This window comes from Paenibacillus sp. sptzw28 (assembly GCF_019550795.1).
Lineage (GTDB): Bacteria > Bacillota > Bacilli > Paenibacillales > Paenibacillaceae > Paenibacillus_Z.
The window spans coordinates 5,104,515-5,122,500 of record NZ_CP080545.1; the positions used below are offsets into that span (position 1 = coordinate 5,104,515).

The 17,986-nt window shown below is 51.6% G+C and carries 17 protein-coding genes, 16 tRNA genes and 1 rRNA gene (1 of these 34 running past the window's edge); 5 read left to right on the forward strand and 29 right to left on the reverse strand.

The features are described from left to right. Nucleotides 1-60: 60 nt before the first annotated feature. Both KZ483_RS23425 and KZ483_RS23430 read left to right on the forward strand, forming a co-directional pair. The gene (locus KZ483_RS23425; RefSeq protein ID WP_220349994.1) at nt 61-405 is read left to right on the forward strand and encodes a TM2 domain-containing protein; all 345 of its coding nucleotides are present in this window, start codon (nt 61-63) and stop codon (nt 403-405) included. Nucleotides 406-417: 12 nt separating this feature from the next. Next, a complete protein-coding gene (locus tag KZ483_RS23430; protein WP_220349995.1) occupies nt 418-855 on the forward strand; it encodes a TM2 domain-containing protein in 438 nt (145 codons plus the stop codon). 123 nt (nt 856-978) lie between these two features. Here KZ483_RS23430 and KZ483_RS23435 read toward each other — a convergent pair whose 3' ends face one another. From KZ483_RS23435 to KZ483_RS23450, 4 genes are all read right to left on the reverse strand, one after another. After that, the gene (locus KZ483_RS23435) at nt 979-2,565 is read right to left on the reverse strand and encodes a peptide chain release factor 3 (protein ID WP_220349996.1); all 1,587 of its coding nucleotides are present in this window, start codon (nt 2,563-2,565) and stop codon (nt 979-981) included. 19 nt (nt 2,566-2,584) lie between these two features. After that, entirely contained in the window at nt 2,585-3,214 is a 630-nt protein-coding gene (locus tag KZ483_RS23440) for a cyclase family protein (RefSeq protein WP_220353639.1), read from the reverse strand. A gap of 318 nt (nt 3,215-3,532) precedes the next feature. Beyond that, nucleotides 3,533-5,089, reverse strand: a complete 1,557-nt coding sequence (gene zwf, locus KZ483_RS23445) for a glucose-6-phosphate dehydrogenase (RefSeq protein ID WP_220349997.1) — start codon at nt 5,087-5,089, stop codon at nt 3,533-3,535. A 130-nt stretch (nt 5,090-5,219) separates the two neighbouring features. Then, complete coding sequence (locus tag KZ483_RS23450) at nt 5,220-6,041, reverse strand: YwmB family TATA-box binding protein (protein ID WP_220349998.1); 822 nt, start codon at nt 6,039-6,041, stop codon at nt 5,220-5,222. A 119-nt stretch (nt 6,042-6,160) separates the two neighbouring features. Here KZ483_RS23450 and KZ483_RS23455 point away from each other — a divergent pair, with 119 nt between their 5' ends. Further along, complete coding sequence (locus KZ483_RS23455) at nt 6,161-6,541, forward strand: hypothetical protein (RefSeq protein ID WP_220349999.1); 381 nt, start codon at nt 6,161-6,163, stop codon at nt 6,539-6,541. A gap of 201 nt (nt 6,542-6,742) precedes the next feature. Continuing rightward, nucleotides 6,743-7,474 (forward strand): hypothetical protein, encoded by a 732-nt coding sequence (locus KZ483_RS23460; protein WP_220350000.1) that lies wholly within the window; start codon nt 6,743-6,745, stop codon nt 7,472-7,474. An 87-nt stretch (nt 7,475-7,561) separates the two neighbouring features. On the opposite strand, the gene glp is transcribed toward KZ483_RS23460, so the two are convergent. Both glp and KZ483_RS28735 read right to left on the reverse strand, forming a co-directional pair. Beyond that, nucleotides 7,562-8,848, reverse strand: coding sequence for a molybdopterin molybdotransferase MoeA (gene glp / locus KZ483_RS23465; RefSeq protein WP_258881393.1), 1,287 nt, complete (start codon nt 8,846-8,848; stop codon nt 7,562-7,564). After that, nucleotides 8,817-8,945 carry a hypothetical protein gene (locus tag KZ483_RS28735; RefSeq protein WP_258881394.1) on the reverse strand — a complete coding sequence of 43 codons (129 nt, stop codon included), beginning with the start codon at nt 8,943-8,945 and terminating at the stop codon, nt 8,817-8,819. Before KZ483_RS28735 ends, glp begins: the two co-directional genes overlap by 32 nt. A gap of 95 nt (nt 8,946-9,040) precedes the next feature. Here KZ483_RS28735 and mobB point away from each other — a divergent pair, with 95 nt between their 5' ends. Next, nucleotides 9,041-9,661, forward strand: a complete 621-nt coding sequence (gene mobB / locus KZ483_RS23470; RefSeq protein ID WP_220350001.1) for a molybdopterin-guanine dinucleotide biosynthesis protein B — start codon at nt 9,041-9,043, stop codon at nt 9,659-9,661. 118 nt (nt 9,662-9,779) lie between these two features. Here the strand turns inward: mobB and KZ483_RS23475 are convergent, their stop codons facing one another. From KZ483_RS23475 to KZ483_RS23585, 23 genes are all read right to left on the reverse strand, one after another. Beyond that, nucleotides 9,780-10,457 carry a response regulator transcription factor gene (locus KZ483_RS23475; protein ID WP_220350002.1) on the reverse strand — a complete coding sequence of 226 codons (678 nt, stop codon included), beginning with the start codon at nt 10,455-10,457 and terminating at the stop codon, nt 9,780-9,782. Nucleotides 10,458-10,477: 20 nt separating this feature from the next. Next, entirely contained in the window at nt 10,478-11,554 is a 1,077-nt protein-coding gene (locus tag KZ483_RS23480) for a sensor histidine kinase (RefSeq protein WP_258881395.1), read from the reverse strand. A 166-nt stretch (nt 11,555-11,720) separates the two neighbouring features. Further along, nucleotides 11,721-12,407, reverse strand: a complete 687-nt coding sequence (locus KZ483_RS23485; RefSeq protein ID WP_220350003.1) for a PspA/IM30 family protein — start codon at nt 12,405-12,407, stop codon at nt 11,721-11,723. 2 nt (nt 12,408-12,409) lie between these two features. Beyond that, a complete protein-coding gene (locus KZ483_RS23490) occupies nt 12,410-12,898 on the reverse strand; it encodes a PspC domain-containing protein (RefSeq protein WP_220350004.1) in 489 nt (162 codons plus the stop codon). Next, on the reverse strand, nt 12,895-13,584 hold the full coding sequence (locus KZ483_RS23495; RefSeq protein WP_220350005.1) for a PspA/IM30 family protein: 690 nt from the start codon (nt 13,582-13,584) through the stop codon (nt 12,895-12,897). Before KZ483_RS23495 ends, KZ483_RS23490 begins: the two co-directional genes overlap by 4 nt. A gap of 48 nt (nt 13,585-13,632) precedes the next feature. Further along, nucleotides 13,633-13,923 carry a LiaF transmembrane domain-containing protein gene (locus tag KZ483_RS23500; RefSeq protein WP_220350006.1) on the reverse strand — a complete coding sequence of 97 codons (291 nt, stop codon included), beginning with the start codon at nt 13,921-13,923 and terminating at the stop codon, nt 13,633-13,635. A gap of 353 nt (nt 13,924-14,276) precedes the next feature. Next, nucleotides 14,277-14,358: transfer RNA gene (locus tag KZ483_RS23505), tRNA-Leu, on the reverse strand. Between the two features lie 7 nt (nt 14,359-14,365). Further along, nucleotides 14,366-14,442: transfer RNA gene (locus tag KZ483_RS23510), tRNA-Arg, on the reverse strand. Nucleotides 14,443-14,459: 17 nt separating this feature from the next. Then, a tRNA-Cys gene (locus tag KZ483_RS23515) sits at nt 14,460-14,533 on the reverse strand. 15 nt (nt 14,534-14,548) lie between these two features. Further along, nucleotides 14,549-14,623 (reverse strand) — tRNA-Gly (locus tag KZ483_RS23520). Nucleotides 14,624-14,630: 7 nt separating this feature from the next. Continuing rightward, nucleotides 14,631-14,705: transfer RNA gene (locus tag KZ483_RS23525), tRNA-Gln, on the reverse strand. A 29-nt stretch (nt 14,706-14,734) separates the two neighbouring features. Then, nucleotides 14,735-14,810, reverse strand: a tRNA-His gene (locus KZ483_RS23530). A 13-nt stretch (nt 14,811-14,823) separates the two neighbouring features. Next, nucleotides 14,824-14,897 (reverse strand) — tRNA-Trp (locus tag KZ483_RS23535). A 9-nt stretch (nt 14,898-14,906) separates the two neighbouring features. Then, nucleotides 14,907-14,992: transfer RNA gene (locus KZ483_RS23540), tRNA-Tyr, on the reverse strand. A gap of 5 nt (nt 14,993-14,997) precedes the next feature. Then, a tRNA-Thr gene (locus KZ483_RS23545) sits at nt 14,998-15,073 on the reverse strand. Nucleotides 15,074-15,089: 16 nt separating this feature from the next. After that, nucleotides 15,090-15,165, reverse strand: a tRNA-Phe gene (locus tag KZ483_RS23550). 12 nt (nt 15,166-15,177) lie between these two features. Then, nucleotides 15,178-15,254: transfer RNA gene (locus KZ483_RS23555), tRNA-Asp, on the reverse strand. A gap of 35 nt (nt 15,255-15,289) precedes the next feature. Continuing rightward, nucleotides 15,290-15,366 (reverse strand) — tRNA-Met (locus tag KZ483_RS23560). Between the two features lie 29 nt (nt 15,367-15,395). Then, nucleotides 15,396-15,471: transfer RNA gene (locus KZ483_RS23565), tRNA-Val, on the reverse strand. Nucleotides 15,472-15,549: 78 nt separating this feature from the next. Beyond that, nucleotides 15,550-15,624: transfer RNA gene (locus KZ483_RS23570), tRNA-Glu, on the reverse strand. A 3-nt stretch (nt 15,625-15,627) separates the two neighbouring features. Then, nucleotides 15,628-15,718 (reverse strand) — tRNA-Ser (locus KZ483_RS23575). 3 nt (nt 15,719-15,721) lie between these two features. Then, nucleotides 15,722-15,797 (reverse strand) — tRNA-Asn (locus KZ483_RS23580). A 115-nt stretch (nt 15,798-15,912) separates the two neighbouring features. Next, nucleotides 15,913-17,986, reverse strand: a 23S ribosomal RNA gene (locus KZ483_RS23585); it runs 857 nt beyond the window's last position.

Genomic DNA, 17,986 nt, shown 5'->3' on the forward strand with positions numbered 1-17,986 from the left:
TTCCTTTATACTAAGAAAGTCTATTTTCGAACATTTTATGACAAAGGGGATTTAAGACAAATGAACTACAATATCGCTCAAAAGAGTCAGCTTGACGCTCGCGAATTGCTCCTGTTGGAATCGGAAGTGAAGAATCAGGGGAAAAACATGGTGGTAGCCTATATTCTCTGGTATTTTCTTGGCATATTCGGGGCGCACCGTTTCTACATGAAGAAGACAGGCACGGCGGTAACTCAGCTAGTTTTATCCATTACTGTTGTAGGTCTGATTGCAACGTCTATATGGTGGGTGATCGACGCATTTCTCCTGCACACATGGGTAAAAGATCATAATCGTAATGTAGAAGGTAAAATCATGGATGACATCTTTGCCCAAAAGCACTTCAATAATGCAATGAACCGATAGGAGCCTACGCAGATGCTCTCCAAACAAGATTTGTCTCTAAACGAACTTATGGTCTTTACCTCTGAGCTGCGTGCGGCCGAGAAGTCAACGGCAACAGCCTACCTGATGCTTATAGGGGGGCATCTTGGCCTTCACCGCTTTTACTTAAAGCGGAAAGGAACCGCAGTCGCCCAATTAATACTATTTGCAGCCGCTGCGATTTTTTATTTCGTAATGGCAGTCGCAAGCGAGATAGGCTCGGACATAGCTGCAATCGTCTCGATTATTTTGTTCGTCCTTCCCGCGCTAGCATTATTCATTTGGATTATGGTAGATTTGTTCCTGCTCCCTCGCATGATTCGTGAGTTTAACGAAGTTATTGAGCGGGAGATTCTTGATCAAATCGAACACTTTCGCCGGATGGAGCAGCTCGCCGGCAGAGGGCGTCCGGATGAGGCGCAGCAAATGTAACACACATGCAAAAGACCTCGAATCGCCAATTTGGCGCCTCGGGGTCTTTCTTTATAGAGAATATTCGATATTCGCTAACACCGTCGTTATGGAAGGAGTTAATCGTTTCTTTTGTGTGCTGTTTTAGGGAGCCATCTCGAGAAACTTCGAGGTCGGGTTCTTATCCATCGCCGTGCGCATCGCGTACTCGTTCTCAAACAATGCCACGTAGTTGCCTTTCTTATCCTTCACCAGCGAAGAGTTAATCCGGAACTTCGAAGGATCGACCTTCTCATCGACAATCCAACGGGCAAACTGGAACTGCATCCGATGCAGTTGTATTTCAACGCCGTATTCAGCGCGCATCCGATGTTCAAACACCTCGAACTGCAGTTGTCCTACTACACCAAGTATCGTTTCATCAAAATTACCGGTCGAGTGGAAAACCTGGATTGTCCCCTCTTCCGTCAGCTGATCGATACCCTTCTGATACTGCTTGTGCTTGAGTGCGTTCTTAACGGTAACTTTAGCAAAGAGCTCGGGCGAGAATGTCGGCAGCTCATCGAACACGATGTCGCTTCCCTGTGACAGAGAATCCCCGATGCGGAATATCCCGGGGTCGAATAATCCTATGATGTCGCCTGGAAAAGCAGATTCGACAATATCGCGGTCCTGGGCGAGGAATTGCTGCGGCTGCGAAAGCTTGATTTCTTTACCTGCGCGCACATGCCTGACGCTCATTCCCCGTTCGAAACGGCCGGAGCAAATTCGGAGAAACGCGATTCGGTCGCGGTGCGCCGGGTTCATATTCGCCTGGATTTTAAAAATGTACCCCGAAAACTTCTCGCTGGTCGGCTCCACTGAACCGTTTGTCGTGTTGCGTGAAGTCGGTGAAGGCGCGAGCTGCAAGAAGTTTTCCAGGAACGTCTGGACACCGAAGTTATTAACCGCGCTTCCGAAGAACAGAGGCGTCAGCTCGCCCGCCCGAACTTTGTCGAAATCAAACTGGTCCCCGGCGACATCAAGCAGCTCCAAGTCTTGAACCAGCTGGTCATGAAGGTAGTCGCCAGCCATCTCCCGAATAACCTGATCATTATAATCCGACACAGGCCGTACGGAAATCGTCGAATGGTCATCGCCTTGAAACAGTTCAACCTGATTTTTCATGCGGTCATATACGCCGCATAGCTCTCTTCCCATGCCGATGGGCCAATTCATCGGTACGGCCCGGATACCAAGCACGCGCTCGATCTCTTCCATTAAATCAAACGGGCTTTGTCCCTCACGGTCCAATTTATTAATGAAAGTGAAAATCGGAATGCCACGCTTGCGGCACACCTGGAACAGCTTGATTGTCTGCGCCTCTACACCTTTGGCGACATCGATCAACATGACCGCGCTGTCTGCCGCAGTGAGCGTCCGATAGGTATCCTCACTGAAATCCTGGTGACCTGGTGTATCCAGTATATTGACGCGGTGGCCGTTATAGTCAAACTGCATCACGGAAGAAGTGACCGAAATACCACGCTGCTTCTCAATTTCCATCCAGTCGCTCGTCGCATGCCGGCTCGCTTTGCGCGCTTTCACCGTTCCGGCTAGTCGGATAGCTCCCCCGAAGAGCAGGAGTTTCTCGGTCAGCGTCGTTTTGCCCGCATCCGGATGAGAGATGATCGCGAATGTCCGCCGTTTTCCGACTTCTTGTTTTAATTCATCTGTCAACGTTTTGCTCATTACCCTATTCCCTTCATATTTACATGCCGCCGATCAGAAATGCACGCGCCGGAGCAGCTTCGATACCTGTCAGCTTAAGCGGAGCCACAGCCATAAAGTAAGTGCCGGCAGGCACATTCTTAAGCCGCAGTCCTTCAACGATAATGATACTGTTTCGGAATAGCGAGCGGTGAGTGGGATATTCCGCTTGAGCGCGTTCAATGCCCAGCCCATCCGTCCCGAGGCCCCTGATACCCAGTTCGACCAGATAACGGGCGCCGTCCTCCCGAAGGAAAACAAAGTTGAAGTCGAATTCTTCGCTGAAGGAATTGCGCGTTTTAAATATAACCCAATCGTTCTTCTGCAGTCCAAGCGGTTCCAAGTCGGCACGAGTAATATACTCTTCGCAATGTGTCAGATCAACAACACGAGCATGGCCAATCAACTGTTCAAGGCCGATCGTCTCGATCGTCTCGCCGTTTTCCAGCATATGCAGCGGAGCGTCTACATGCGTTCCGGAATGAACATTCATGTCGATGCGGGATTCATACACGGCCTGGCCGTTCTCATGGTTTGTAATATTCGTTATTTTCGGTTTTTTCTCTTCTTTATTGTTGAAGACCTGCATGCTCTCCTGAATTGTCATGGAGATATCATATATTTTGAGCATGGAATGGTACCTCCTCAGGCGTTTTGCGGGAGCAAAACGCAGCTTCGTAAGCATTTGCTTGGCGTTTTGCGGAGCAAAACGCAGCTTCGTAAGCATTGCTTGGCGTTTTGCGGGAGCAAAACGCAGCTTCGTAAGCATTTGCTTGGCGTTTTGCGGGAGCAAAACGCAGCTTCGTAAGCATTTGCTTGGCGTTTTGCGGGAGCAAAACGCAGCTTCGTAAGCATTTGCTTGGCGTTTTGCGGGAGCAAAACGCAGCTTCGTAAGCATTTGCTTGGCGTTTTGCGGAGCAAAACGCAGCTTCGCAAGCTTCCTACTGCCCTATTTCGGACCACCCGAGATCCAAATGACATTATCTTCGTCCTGACCGTTCACCGGCCACCAGTGGAATCCGTCCTCGGCCAACAGCTGGTCGGTCCGCTCCGGACCCCATGATCCCGCAGGGTAAAACTGCAGGCTTGAACTACCATCGCGCCAAGCTTCGGCGATTCTGTCGACAAATGACCACGCCTGCGACACTTCATCCCAGCGGGTAAAATAGGTCGACTCGCCGCGAGCGGCATCATATATAAGGAGCTCATACGCCTCCGGGGTATTCAGGCCGATCTGACAGCTTTGGCAAAATTCCATCGACACGGGCTGTATGACATTATCGACTCCCGGCTTCTTTGCATTAAACTTGATGTAGATGCCTTCCATCGGGTTGACCCGTATGACAAGCAGGTTCGGTGCCAATTCGTTACGTCGGGCAAACAGAACGTTATTCGGGACATTTTTGAACTCAATTACGACCTCGGTTGTTTTTACCGGAAGCCGCTTGCCCGTACGGATATAGAAAGGCACACCAGCCCATCGGAAATTGTCTACAAATACCCGGGCAGCAAAGTAAGTCTCCGTCGCAGAGTTGGGGTTTACCGAGTCCTCCTGGCGATATCCCGTAAGAGGCTTGCCTTTGGCTGTCCCCTCCACATATTGGCCGCGAATGACGTGCTTGTCGATTTCTTCGGCAGCCGAATACGGCCGGAGCGAACGAAGCACTTTTACCTTCTCGTCACGGATATCTTCCGGATGCAGCCTGCTCGGGGGCTCCATAGCGATCATCGCCAGCATTTGCAGCATATGATTCTGCACCATATCACGCAGTGCACCCGACTTATCATAATAACCGCCGCGCTCCTCGACACCGACTGTCTCAGACAAAGTAATTTGTACGTTAGCGATATGACTGTTATTCCAGAGCGGTTCAAAAAACGCGTTCGCGAAACGAAGAACCTCTATATTTTGCACCATTTCTTTGCCTAGGTAGTGATCGATACGGAAAATCTCTTCTTCTTTAAAGACATGACTGAGCTGCTCATTGAGATTACGCGCCGATTGCAAATCGTAGCCGAACGGCTTCTCGATGACAAGCCGGTTCCAGCCTTTCGATTCCAATAAGCCTCCGTCGCGAAGGTTCAATGAAACCGGTCCGAACAATTCAGGCGCAAGCGCTAAATAAAATAGTCGGTTGCCTGGAATATCAAACTTGGCATCCAGTTCTTCCGTAAGGTTGTTCAACTCCTGAAAGCCGTCCAAATTGTTGATATCAAGCGACATATAAACAAAATGCTCAGCGAATTTAGTCCACGTTTCGTCATCGCCCTGTTTGTATCTGCAAAACTCGTTGATGGACTCCTTAACGTCAGCGCGGAACTGATCATTGGTCCGAGGTCTGCGGGCAAGTCCTACCACAGCGAAATCTTCGGCCAATTTTCCTTCTTTATATAAGCTGAAGAGCGCAGGGAAAAGCTTCCGCCGCGCCAAATCGCCTGTCGCGCCAAATAAATAGTAAACCGCACCCGCTGCGGCAATTGATTCGTGTTTGCTCACGTCGGTCATTACCTCATTCTCTCTTATGTATTTTTGTATAGTACAACCGTATTGATCATGTTATGTAGTTTAGCATAACAAGGCGAGAGATGCCATTCATGCGCCCATAAAAAAAACTGATCGAGGCCTGAAGAAAACGTTAATCCGGATCAGTATAATCTCCCGTAATCAATGGAACGCCGATTACAATTTGCCGCCTGCCGCCACCCGTCGCGCGTATCTCAGCCATTTGCAGATTAACGCTGTTGCTGCCGCTTTTGACCGCCGTTTTCAATTCGGGGGTAAAGTACGTTACGCTGTCGGTTTGGCCATCGTTATACACTTCCTGGCGCTTCGCGTGGGCCATATCGGCTATCCGGCTCGCAGCTGCCGCTTTGGCAGGCTCTCCCCTGACGGCGAAGCTGCCGGCAAAGGTGAAATCTGCAGCGGAAACCGCTTGCTGAACATGCGAAGCAGCGGCGGTGATTTCAGTCAGATCGGTTCCATCCTGCGGCTTCATGAGAATTACCGCTTGGACGGGCGTTCCATTGCCTCGCGAGGGCTCTGTACTTTCCTTTGCAGGCTGCTGCTTGGATCCGGCCTGAACATGGATCCACAAGGATATTTTAACCCGGCCGTTTTCCATATCAGCCTCGCCTTGTAACGTCTCATTGTCGGTCTGCTTTAATGCAATGCCGAGCTTATTCGCCAATACCCCGGTATTCACCTGCATACCTTGTCCATCCCACCGGAAGGACCATCGCGATTGCCGCGAACCCCCGACAAGCTCATCCTCACACCAATGCCAAACGGTCGACAGGTCGCTAAGAAGCATGCTCTGAGAAAGCTCTTTGACCGAATTCTCCCGCTTATTCCCCATAGTCCACCAGGCGGCAGTTACTATAATCAGGAGGGCTATCAAAATTCCGCTTCTTCCTGTTCGTTTGGATAACGGTTTTTGCGAAATAGTTTTTGGCGGCAAGATGCTCACTCCCTTAGCCCAAAGCTTCAAATCGAAATAAGAATGGGTAAATATCCATACGCAACCGCCCCTAGGTGAATACACTGTTGCAAGGAATTCAGGGGAGGTGTTAACAACGGATGGAACCTATCTTTCCGCTCCACGAGGAACACATTGAAAAGTTCTGCGGTATGCCGGTTTGTATCGTAACCAAGGAAGGCCAACGCCACGTCGGAATTCTCAGCAGCTGCCGGGGAGGCCGGCTAATGCTCAATGAGAATCAGGGTTATTCAAGCGCCGCATCTGTAGGAACAGCGGGCGGGATAACCCACGTTCAGAGCAAAAGCAAGAAAAAAGGCCGGAAAACCGGGAAAACGGTGCAAACGCTGCAGACGGATAAGGCGGAGACGCAATCGTATGACCCGTATTATCCGTACAATGGGTTTGCGCCTTATAGTCCTTATGCCGAGGCGTTCGCAATCGACTTGGCGCTTATCGCCTTTTTATTTTTGCTTCTATAGACGCTGGTTTATACGGCAGCCGCCGCCGCTGTGAATAAAAGGAGAAGCCCGGGGACCTATCCAAGTCACGATATTGAGGTAGGACTTCGGGCTTTTGCTTTCACCGGCTCGTCCCTTCCTACATAAAGGCAAGAAAGTCGACTTTTCGGTAAATTAATACTAAAATTGAGCTGTCAAAGGTTTAAGTGGAGGTGAGTAGTGATGGCGATGCCAAATCAAATTGACCGGGTTTCCCGTAAAACGCTTTATCCTGTTCAGCGTCTTATTGCCTATGCAAAATATCCGTTCATGGACGAGCGCCGACCTTCCTATTACCGGGGAGGTTCGCTCCCCAAGGCTATAACCTCCAAACTGCCGGACACCGTCGAAAAAGTAATACAATCGGCGGCAGAAAGCGTGTCCGCGTGGCTTATGCAAAGCACCCATCTCCATGAGGCGGCGAACTCCATAGCAGCAGAAAACGCGGCAGCTTCCGAAACGGGCAATATGCCAGGTGCCGCTGAAGAAGGCAAATCGATTGCCAAGCAGCTGCATTCGCTGATTAAACAGGCGAATCAACTAAATCAAACTTTCTTATCCTCTTCCGCCTACTTGAGCCCCGAGTTAAAACATATCATCGATGACGCACTGAAGGCCCCTGCAGCTCAGCGGATCGGGATTACGCGATCGGGAGCCGGTGAATGGAAGCTGGATGGGGACCTTCTCAATGCTGCGTTAGCGGAACAGCCCGACCAAGTGCGCAGCACTTTACGCGGGCCCAGCGGCCTAGCATCTCAAATAGCGCAATTGCTTTCCCGTTTTGAACATCTGCCTACCGCTGCAATTATGAGCCCCTCGGCAAGCGGGTTCCAGTCGTTGCGGACATACGAACCGTCCGGGCAGTCTTATTTGCAGCTCAGAACCAACGGCCTATTCGTTAACTACCGGGTATAAGAAGCTGCATGAAATAAAGCAAACCCGCTTTATGCGCTGGCATGAAGGCGGGTTGTTCATCGTTGAAATTACAATTTATTAATCGGATCATAATTGAATGACATGAACCAGCGATCCTCTTGCCGCTCCTTCCGGTCCCGCCGGAATACGAAGCAGGCCGTCAGCCTCGGGAATCGAGGCCATCATGCTCGATTTGTTAAATGCAAGCGGATCGGCGTACAAGACACCTTCCCGCACATACAGGCGCGTCCGCACAAACCGTTCATGCGGGCTCCCTTTATCGAAATCAGCCGCAAGTTTGGCTGTCACTTCTCTTGGGAGCGATTGCTCCATCGTTACACCCTGCAGCATTAGTATAGCAGGCCTAACGAAAAGCTCAAACCCGACAAAGCAAGCGCCGGGGTTACCGGATAAGGCAAACAACAGTTTGCCGTTCATTACAGCTGCTGACGTCGGGCTGCCCGGACGCATCGCTACTTTATTGAACAAAAGTCTGTCCGGACCGCCGGTTAGGCCATCGGACCGAATTCCGCGTATAATGTCAGCCATAACATCGAAGTCGCCTACTGATACACCGCCGGTTGTTACGACCATATCCGCTTGCTCCAGCGCTGCGGCCAGCGCGCCTACGACGGCATTGGGATCGTCCGGGAGCCGCCCGACGAGCACCGGCGTCCCGCCGCTCTGCTCAACCATCGACGCCACCATGGCACTGTTGCTGTCGCGGATGCGGCCCGGCTCAAGCGGCGACGCAACCGGCAGCAGCTCAGCACCCGTCGCCAGCACCGCGACGCGCGGTCGCGCGAAGACCGGCACTTCAGCGTAGCCGAACGTGCCCAGCAGTGCAATGTGGCCCGGCCGGATAAGAGTGCCCGGCTCCGCCAATACGCCGCCGCGGCGAAACTCCTCACCGGGCCGCGCAATGTTTTGCCCGGTCGCGGCGGCGCGTTTCACCCGCACCACCGACCTCCCGATTTCATCCGCGTCCGCCGTCTGCTCCAGCATGACGACAGCGTCCGCGCCCTCGGGCACCGCCCCGCCGGTCATAATGCGCACGGCGGTGCCCGGCTCCACGATCGCCGGCGTTACACCGCCGGCGGCAACCGTACCAACCACGCGCAGCGACGAAGGGGAATCCGGCGTCGCTTGCGTCGTATCTGCGCTGCGGACGGCATAACCGTCCAGTCCCGAGCGCGCAAAGGGCGGCCAGTCGCTCGTCGCCGTCAGCGGCTCCGACAGCCGCCGGCCGGCGGCCTGCCACAGCGGCACAGATTCGCATAGTCCTGGCAAGGCCGCTTCGAGCACAAGGCGCATCGCATCCCCCACCTTAACTGCGCGCCTGTTAAAACGTGAAGCTCCCTGCAGCTGCTGCACAATCGGTCTCCTCCTGGTTGTCGTCCAAGGTGAAACCGGCAGCCTTGTGCAATATCCGGTTTCTTCCTTCGGTCATCTCTTCTCTATATTGTACCAAAAGTTCACGATCCGCTCCACTTAAAGAGTTAATCCCATGAAAATATGGTACATTTAAATAAAACAGGGAATCCTCATCCCGCAAGGAGCTGATTAATGTTGACTGAACAAAATTATAACCGCGATTTTCCGCGCCACCAGTTCGTCCTTCAGGTCGTCGGCTATAAAAACAGCGGTAAAACAACGCTCATTACGAGTCTGATTCAGCGTTTCAAGCGCGCGGGTTATACCGTCGGAACGGTAAAGCACGATGCTCACGATTTTACCATGGATACGCCGGGCACCGATACATGGAAGCATCAAGCGGCAGGTGCCGACATCACTGCGATTAGTTCATCCAATCGAAGCGCCATACTGCGAAGCCGTCCGGAATCGCTGCATTCTTTACTTGAGCAGATGGGGAACGCAGATATCGTTCTTGTGGAAGGGTTCAAGCAAGAGGCATATCCTAAGCTGATTCTCATCCGGGAGCCGGCAGACATCAAGCTTCTACGTGAGCTAACGAGTCCCAATGGGTCTGCCGCTATTTTATGGCCGGAAGCCAATACAGCCCTTAATGCAACATCGATAAATCCAACTATCAAAGGTGAAGATTCACTTTTAGCGGCCGACCCGTTTCCATCCACCCTCGATATTCCCCATTTCGACATCAGCGAGTTGGACTCTATATATGCGTTTATCCATTCTCGGATAGTCTCCGCGGCGAATAACAAATAAATGGTTTGGCGCATGTGCCGGCCGGTTTCCAGCCGCTCGACTTGCTTGCCTACTTAGATACAAAAAGCCGCCCCGGTCATTCCGGAACGGCTTGCTCTGCATTACGTACCCTATCTATTTACTCGGCCAAGCCATGTTTATGTGCATAAATAGCAGCCTGCGTCCGGTCATCCACACCAAGCTTGGCAAAAATGTTCGTCACGTGAAATTTGACCGTTTTAATCCCGATAAATAAAGTATCGGCGATTTCCTGGTTCGATTGACCCTTAGCCACGCATTTCAAAACGTCCATCTCCCGTTCCGTGAGCTGTTCGTGAGGCGGACGAACAGAATCTGCCTTGGGCTGCCGGAAACGGTTCATCATCTTCATCGCAACCTGCGATTCAAGAACCGATTGCCCTCGAGCTGCCGCCCGGATCGCATCGGCGACTTCCGTTGCTCGCGATGTTTTGAGCAGATAACTGAATGCTCCCGCCTCAATAACCGGGTACATCTTGCTGTCGTCCAGATAGCTTGTGAGCACAATCACTTTACAGTCGGGGTACAGCTCTAGAAGCTTCCGTGTCGTTTCAACGCCGTCCATGCCTTCCATAACCAGATCCATAAGGACAACCTCCGGCCTGTATGCCTGAGCGAGTCGAATACCTTCCATTCCATTGCTCGCCTCGCCGACCACTTCAATTCCCTCCTCGGTGTTGAGAACAGCGGCCAGACCAATTCGAACCATCTCATGGTCGTCAACGAGAAGCACTTTAATCGGTTGATTCAATGCGTTCCTATTTTCCAGAGCCTCCATCCGGTGGATCTCCCCTCCTTTTATAAAACCATGGCTGTAACAGGTATGCGTATGTCAATGATGACGCCCTGACCGGGTGCGGTAACCAGCTGCATCGAGCCCCCCAGGACATTTATCCGTTCTTCCATTGTAAGCAGTCCGTATGACGTTTGCTTCTTCTCTTCCAAATCAAACCCAACTCCGTTATCCTGGAAAATCAATTGTGCATTCTTGCCTATGCTGTGTAGACGAATACTCATCTGGTCCGCTTTGGAATGTCGAAGCGTATTGGAAAGCGCCTCCTGTGCAATTCGAAAGAGATGGTCCTCCGCTTCAGCGGCAAGCTTGATTGAATCGTCCACATCAAGCGTTATGGCGATCGGTACCTTCTGCTTTAATTCCTCAACCAAAATCTGAAGCGCTTGACCCAAATTTTTGCCATCCAAATGCACCGGCCGTAAATGCAGAAGTAATGCCCGCATCTCGGATTGAGCGACGGAGGCCATTTCTTCAATAAGCTGCACCTGGCGTTTGGCTCTCTCCCAATCCGTCTCAAGCGTTCTGCTGACTGCTGTCGCGGTCATTGATATGGCAAACAACTGCTGGCTTACAGCGTCATGAAGCTCTCGCGCGAGCCTTTCCCGTTCTTCAATGACGGCAGAGAAACGAACCTGTTCCGTCCATACCTCATCCTCTTCCGAGAAATCCTCGGATGTTTCAGTTGTGTCTTCAGCGGAAGGAAGCGTTACCCTCTGTTTCTTCCGACGCTGTTGGTCGGTTAACCGCTTGACCGCCGCCCTCAGCTTTACTCCCTGAAAATAACTGTATCCAGCCGCGGCAATAAGCGCGAGCCCTATAATGGTCAAACCGATCGCTGCGGCTTTTGTTTGCAAGGCGAATACCTTGATGTAGCCCATACCTTGCATAACGAGAACAATCAAGCCAATGATGACAAGCAGCCATATCACCGTCTCTGCAGCGTTTCCCCTGGGTTGATTAAGCGGCGGGCCTCCTCGCGCATTCCGATAAGGATGCATCGCTTGACGCTGTCTCCCCGAGTCCCCTTGTTCACTACGCATATTGACGCTTGCTTCATCCGAAGGCGATTGGTCAGCCATGGGTATATGCCCCTCTCTATGTAACCATGGAAACAAGCCAGAGACAGAGGCTTCATTCGCGAAGCGCATACTGTCTTGGCTTATCCATTTGCAAACCCTTCGATTTCTATTCCGGCTGAAAACAACTCGGAAGGTCAATCGTCGTACCTAGTCTTCCCAGTCAACCCTACTCGGCTGACGGAGGGTTTAATTTGTTTTTCAGTGCTTGAAGCTGCTCTTCGACCTTCAACTGCTTCGAAGGATCTACTGTGCCAACGGCAGATGGACCATTATAAGACGTATATGGGACACGTATCACTTCAGCTTCCGCTTCCAGCTGCATAATCTTTTCTTCCATACGGGTAAAGCCCCGTGAAGCGCTGCCGCTTTCGATCGAGTGAACCGTCGTTACTTGCGCCATTTGCTTCTTCGCTTTTGCCATCTGTGCACGCGCTGCCAGCTCATTGCGTTTATTCCGAAGCTGGTAGAACTCATCCTTCATACCATGGAGCTGCAGCATAAGCTCTTCGGCCTGCGTTTTGGCTGCGGCATGCATATCCGTATATTCGGCCGTTTTGTGATCGAAGAATATTTTCTCTTCCAAAAGCTTCCGTGCAAGCTCCTCCTGGCCGGAGCGAATCGCAGTTTCAGCTTTCGTCTCACGGTCTGCGGCACTGCGGAACGCTTCGTCAAGACGCTGTTTCATACGGCGCTCGTTTGCCATTTGCTTGGCAACCGTCAATTCGGCCTGATGAATTTCCGCCTCCATATCACGCAGATATTGGTTTAACATTACAACAGGATCTTCCATTTTGTCGAGCAGCTCGTTAAGAGAAGCTTTCGTCATATCTTTCATTCGCTTAAAAATACTCATAGTTAAAACTCTCCCTTCTCGTGCTTGGCTAATTTTGCTTTCAGTTCTTCTATCTCACGACGGAGCGCTTTTTTCTCCAGATCTTCCATCATGGCATCCAAATTTGATGCCGATTGTCCTTGCTGCCAACTGGCAGGTCCAGCCGACGGACCACTGGATGGAGGTGTATTTGTATAAGGTCCGCCAAAGCCTTGACCATTGTTTTGCGAGCCAAAGCCCGGGCCGTTATTCCAACCACCATTATATCCGCCGCCGGAGCCGTAACCGCCGGGTCCAAAGCTGCCGGGACCGAATCCGCTGTATATGTTCGGTTCCTTAGGTACAACGAGGCCGGCAAGAATATATACCAATATTAATGCACCGCTTGTAAATACGGTCAGGACAATCAGAAGAATCCGCAGCAGTGTCGCGTCCACATTCAGCATCTCGGCGATACCGCCGCACAAACCGAACAGCTTCTTATCGCGGCGCGACCGATACAGTTTCCTCATGACGATTTCCATCCTTCCTGCTGCAATTTTCGTTTCAATTGTTCCATTTCGCGCTCGATGACGGACTGCAGAGTCGAACCCGCCTCGACGATAAATTCCTGTCCAGCCCGGCGTAAATCGCGAAGGCTTTTTGCTTCAAGCTCCATATCGCTGATCCGATCCTCCAGCCTGCGGAACATGCCTGCAGGCTGCTGCCCAGGCTGCTGCCCGAGGCCGTTATACCGTGCGTTCATCCGCTGTTGAAGGCGCAGGGATTCCATCCGAGCTGCATAGTATTCACGTTTATCGTAAACAGCCTGATACTCCGCCCGCAACTCTCGAAGCTGATCCTCCAGCTCCCGGACGTTCTGCTGTGTTTGTTCGTATAATTCACGGTACTGAGCAGCACGTTCCTCGCTGGTCGCTTTATCTGTAAGTGCAATTCGTGCTACATGCTCCTCCCCTGCTTTAAGGGCAGTCATTGCTTGTTGTTCACGCTTGTCTCTCAGCTGCTCCGCTTGCAGCCATTGAGACTTCAAGTAGTTCCCGTGTCCCACATACTGCTGATATAATCGCTCAGCTTGAATAATATCTTCCCTTGTCGACCACAAGAATTGGTCAATTAACTTAACAGGATCTTCCGCTTTCTCCAGCCGCTCATTTAGTGTCGCCACTGTAATGTCACGGACCCTACGGATAATACTCATGCATAAACCTCCTTAATCCGGAATCTATTACGATTACTAAGTATTTAATTAAACGTGTTTACGACGTTTGAACATTGAAACTCCCCATAAGATAATTCCGATCGCAAGCAGCAACGCGATAATTCCGGCAAGCTTGCCAATCAGCATAAATGCTCCGACTACGATGAGAATGCCACCGATGAGCTTCTTGTCATTTTTGACTCCCACGACTCCAAGACCGATCAAGATGAAAGGCATCAACAAACTGAAAATCCAGCTGAGATTAATCCCGATAAACTTCATCACCATCAAACTTCCTGCAATAACAAGTAACGCACCTAACACCGATTTACCATTCATTCTTACTGTCACCGCCTTCCCTCAGAACTTTTATACTTTTCATTACGTCGCTGCGCTTGAAGTTGTTTCATCGCTTGCTTATGTATTTATTGTAGGTGTTTTCCAGCCGTTTCAAAACGGACTCGCGACGGTTTTCTCCCTAGACTTGGGTCGGGGAGTGGACCCACCCCATGGACCGAAAGGGCTACGCACAGTTATTAATCCAAGTGAAAGGGTCTTTAATATCACCTTCTCATACACACTGATTCCGCGTACGGTCCTGAATTACCCAAGTGGAGCACGCATAGATTCATGCTCGTTGTTAAAAATAAAAAAAACCTGATGCAATTCCATCAGGTTACAACTTCTATGTATGGTGCCGGTGAGAGGACTCGAACCTCCACGGTTTCCCTCACGATTTTGAGTCGCGCGCGTCTGCCATTCCGCCACACCGGCAAATTAATGGCGTGCCCTAAGAGATTCGAACTCCTGACCTTTTGATTCGTAGTCAAACGCTCTATCCAGCTGAGCTAAGGGCACACGATTGTTGAAGATTGTGGAGGCGCCACCCAGATTCGAACTGGGGGTAAAGCTTTTGCAGAGCTCTGCCTTACCACTTGGCTATGGCGCCAGAAATAAAAAAAAATGGAGCGGAAGACGGGAATCGAACCCGCGACCCTCGCCTTGGCAAGGCGATGCTCTACCGCTGAGCCACTTCCGCATATAAATGGCTGGGGATCTAGGATTCGAACCTAGGAATGACGGAGTCAAAGTCCGTTGCCTTACCGCTTGGCTAATCCCCAATCTTTTATTTATCTTATAATTTGTATGATGGGGCGATCGAGGGGAATTGAACCCCCGAATGTCGGATCCACAAACCGATGCGTTAACCACTTCGCCACGATCGCCATATGAACCTTTTGGCAGGGGCAGCAGGAATTGAACCCACACTAACGGTTTTGGAGACCGCTGTTCTACCTTTAAACTATGCCCCTAAGGTAAACTGGTGGAGGATGATGGATTCGAACCACCGAACTCGTCAGAGAACAGATTTACAGTCTGCTGCGTTTGGCCACTTCGCTAATCCTCCATGAGTGGTGCCGTCGAGAGGACTTGAACCCCCAACCTACTGATTACAAGTCAGTTGCTCTACCAATTGAGCTACAACGGCATATTCAATTCTTAAATGGTGGCTCGGGACGGAATCGAACCGCCGACACGAGGATTTTCAGTCCTCTGCTCTACCGACTGAGCTACCGAGCCATTTGGTGAAAATGGCGGAGCTGACGGGATTCGAACCCGCGGTCTCCTGCGTGACAGGCAGGCATGTTAGGCCTCTACACCACAGCTCCACATTATGGTTCTCGGATGACTCCGAAGGTAAAGTTGGTTGCGGGGGCAGGATTTGAACCTGCGGCCTTCGGGTTATGAGCCCGACGAGCTACCGGGCTGCTCCACCCCGCGTCGTTATGAATACTGCTTATGCAGTTTAATGGTGGAGGCTGACGGGATCGAACCGCCGACCCTCTGCTTGTAAGGCAGATGCTCTCCCAGCTGAGCTAAGCCTCCGTAATGAGCGACAAGTACTACTATACCTCATTTGCCCTGCTCATTGCAAGTCCTAATTTGTACCTTTTTGAACTATTTTGGTGACCCGTAGGGGATTCGAACCCCTGTTACCTCCGTGAAAGGGAGGTGTCTTAACCCCTTGACCAACGGGCCACATGGCGGAGAGCGAGGGATTCGAACCCTCGATACGCGGTTAACGTATACACGATTTCCAATCGTGCTCCTTCGACCACTCGGACAGCTCTCCAGATGGCTCCCCGAACAGGACTCGAACCTGTGACAACTCGATTAACAGTCGAGTGCTCTACCAACTGAGCTATCAGGGAACGATATTTCGGGTTAATTACACCCTGAAAACTGGATACGAACAGTTGTGAAACCCCTTTAGTCTTACGTTAACCTAAGAGCAGCGTGCGAAGTGAACGTTCAGGTGAACGTTCGTAGGATAAGCCCTCGACCGATTAGTATTCGTCAGCTGCACGCATTGCTGCGCTTCCACCTCGAACCTATCAACCTGGTCGTCTACCAGGGGTCTTACGAATTGGGAAATCTCATCTTGAGGGGGGCTTCACGCTTAGATGCTTTCAGCGCTTATCCCGTCCGTACTTGGCTACCCAGCGGTGCTCCTGGCGGAACAACTGGTACACCAGCGGTACGTCCATCCCGGTCCTCTCGTACTAAGGACAGCTCCTCTCAAATTTCCTACGCCCGCGACAGATAGGGACCGAACTGTCTCACGACGTTCTGAACCCAGCTCGCGTACCGCTTTAATGGGCGAACAGCCCAACCCTTGGGACCTACTTCAGCCCCAGGATGCGATGAGCCGACATCGAGGTGCCAAACCTCCCCGTCGATGTGGACTCTTGGGGGAGATAAGCCTGTTATCCCCAGGGTAGCTTTTATCCGTTGAGCGATGGCCCTTCCATGCGGTACCACCGGATCACTAAGCCCGACTTTCGTCCCTGCTCGACTTGTAGGTCTCGCAGTCAAGCTCCCTTATGCCTTTGCACGCTACGAATGATTTCCAACCATTCTGAGGGAACCTTTGGGCGCCTCCGTTACATTTTAGGAGGCGACCGCCCCAGTCAAACTGCCCACCTGACACGGTCCCTGTACCGGATGACGGTACCAGGTTAGAACTCCGATACGATCAGGGTGGTATCCCAACGATGCCTCCACCGAAGCTGGCGCTCCGGCTTCCAAGGCTCCCACCTATCCTGTACAGATCGTACCAAAGTCCAATATCAAGCTGCAGTAAAGCTCCATGGGGTCTTTCCGTCTTGTCGCGGGTAACCTGCATCTTCACAGGTATTAAAATTTCACCGGATCTCTCGTTGAGACAGCGCCCAAGTCGTTACGCCATTCGTGCGGGTCAGAATTTACCTGACAAGGAATTTCGCTACCTTAGGACCGTTATAGTTACGGCCGCCGTTTACTGGGGCTTCGGTTCATAGCTTCGGGTTGCCCCTTACCACTCCCCTTAACCTTCCAGCACCGGGCAGGCGTCAGCCCGTATACTTCGCCTTACGGCTTCGCACAGACCTGTGTTTTTGCTAAACAGTCGCTTGGGCCTTTTCACTGCGGCCCCCTCGGGCTATTCACCCTACCGAGGCACCCCTTCTCCCGAAGTTACGGGGTCATTTTGCCGAGTTCCTTAACGAGAGTTCTTCCGCGCGCCTTAGCATGCTCTGCTCGCCTACCTGTGTCGGTTTGCGGTACGGGCACCTTCGCCTGGCTAGAGGCTTTTCTCGGCAGCGGGAGCACATGACCTTCGGTACTGTAATTTTCCCTCCCCATCACAGCCCAGCTTTATCGGTTAACGGATTTACCTGTCAACCAGCCTCACTGCTTGGACGGCCTATTCCATCAGGCCGCGTCACTACCCTTCTGCGTCACCCCATTGCTCATAACGGCTTACGGTGGTACAGGAATATCAACCTGTTGTCCTTCGACTACGCCTTTCGGCCTCGCCTTAGGTCCCGACTTACCCTGAGCGGACGAGCCTTCCTCAGGAACCCTTAGGCTTTCGGCGGACAAGATTCTCACTTGTCTTTTCGTTACTCATACCGGCATTCTCACTTGTATGTCGTCCACCAGTCCTTACGGTCTGACTTCAACCTGCATACAACGCTCCCCTACCCCAAGATACTTTCGTATCTAGCCATAGCTTCGGTGGCGTGTTTAGCCCCGTTACATTTTCGGCGCAGAGTCACTCGACCAGTGAGCTATTACGCACTCTTTAAATGGTGGCTGCTTCTAAGCCAACATCCTGGTTGTCTGGGCAACTCCACATCCTTTCCCACTTAACACACACTTGGGGACCTTAGCTGATGGTCTGGGCTGTTTCCCTCTTGACGATGGATCTTAGCACTCACCGTCTGACTCCCGGATATAAGTACATGGCATTCGGAGTTTGACTGGACTTGGTAACCCTTGGCGGGCCCCGCACCCAATCAGTGCTCTACCTCCATGACTCTTTACTCCGAGGCTAGCCCTAAAGCTATTTCGGGGAGAA

Coding starts and splice junctions, on each gene's coding strand:
- KZ483_RS23425 (WP_220349994.1), top strand. CDS start 61: ATGAACTACAATATCGCTCAAAAGAGTCAGCTTGACGCTCGCGAATTG.
- KZ483_RS23430 (WP_220349995.1), top strand. CDS start 418: ATGCTCTCCAAACAAGATTTGTCTCTAAACGAACTTATGGTCTTTACC.
- KZ483_RS23435 (WP_220349996.1), bottom strand. CDS start 2,565: ATGAGCAAAACGTTGACAGATGAATTAAAACAAGAAGTCGGAAAACGG.
- KZ483_RS23440 (WP_220353639.1), bottom strand. CDS start 3,214: ATGCTCAAAATATATGATATCTCCATGACAATTCAGGAGAGCATGCAG.
- zwf (WP_220349997.1), bottom strand. CDS start 5,089: ATGACCGACGTGAGCAAACACGAATCAATTGCCGCAGCGGGTGCGGTT.
- KZ483_RS23455 (WP_220349999.1), top strand. CDS start 6,161: ATGGAACCTATCTTTCCGCTCCACGAGGAACACATTGAAAAGTTCTGC.
- KZ483_RS23460 (WP_220350000.1), top strand. CDS start 6,743: ATGGCGATGCCAAATCAAATTGACCGGGTTTCCCGTAAAACGCTTTAT.
- mobB (WP_220350001.1), top strand. CDS start 9,041: ATGTTGACTGAACAAAATTATAACCGCGATTTTCCGCGCCACCAGTTC.
- KZ483_RS23475 (WP_220350002.1), bottom strand. CDS start 10,457: ATGGAGGCTCTGGAAAATAGGAACGCATTGAATCAACCGATTAAAGTG.
- KZ483_RS23480 (WP_258881395.1), bottom strand. CDS start 11,554: ATGGCTGACCAATCGCCTTCGGATGAAGCAAGCGTCAATATGCGTAGT.
- KZ483_RS23485 (WP_220350003.1), bottom strand. CDS start 12,407: ATGAGTATTTTTAAGCGAATGAAAGATATGACGAAAGCTTCTCTTAAC.
- KZ483_RS23490 (WP_220350004.1), bottom strand. CDS start 12,898: ATGAGGAAACTGTATCGGTCGCGCCGCGATAAGAAGCTGTTCGGTTTG.
- KZ483_RS23495 (WP_220350005.1), bottom strand. CDS start 13,584: ATGAGTATTATCCGTAGGGTCCGTGACATTACAGTGGCGACACTAAAT.
- KZ483_RS23500 (WP_220350006.1), bottom strand. CDS start 13,923: ATGAATGGTAAATCGGTGTTAGGTGCGTTACTTGTTATTGCAGGAAGT.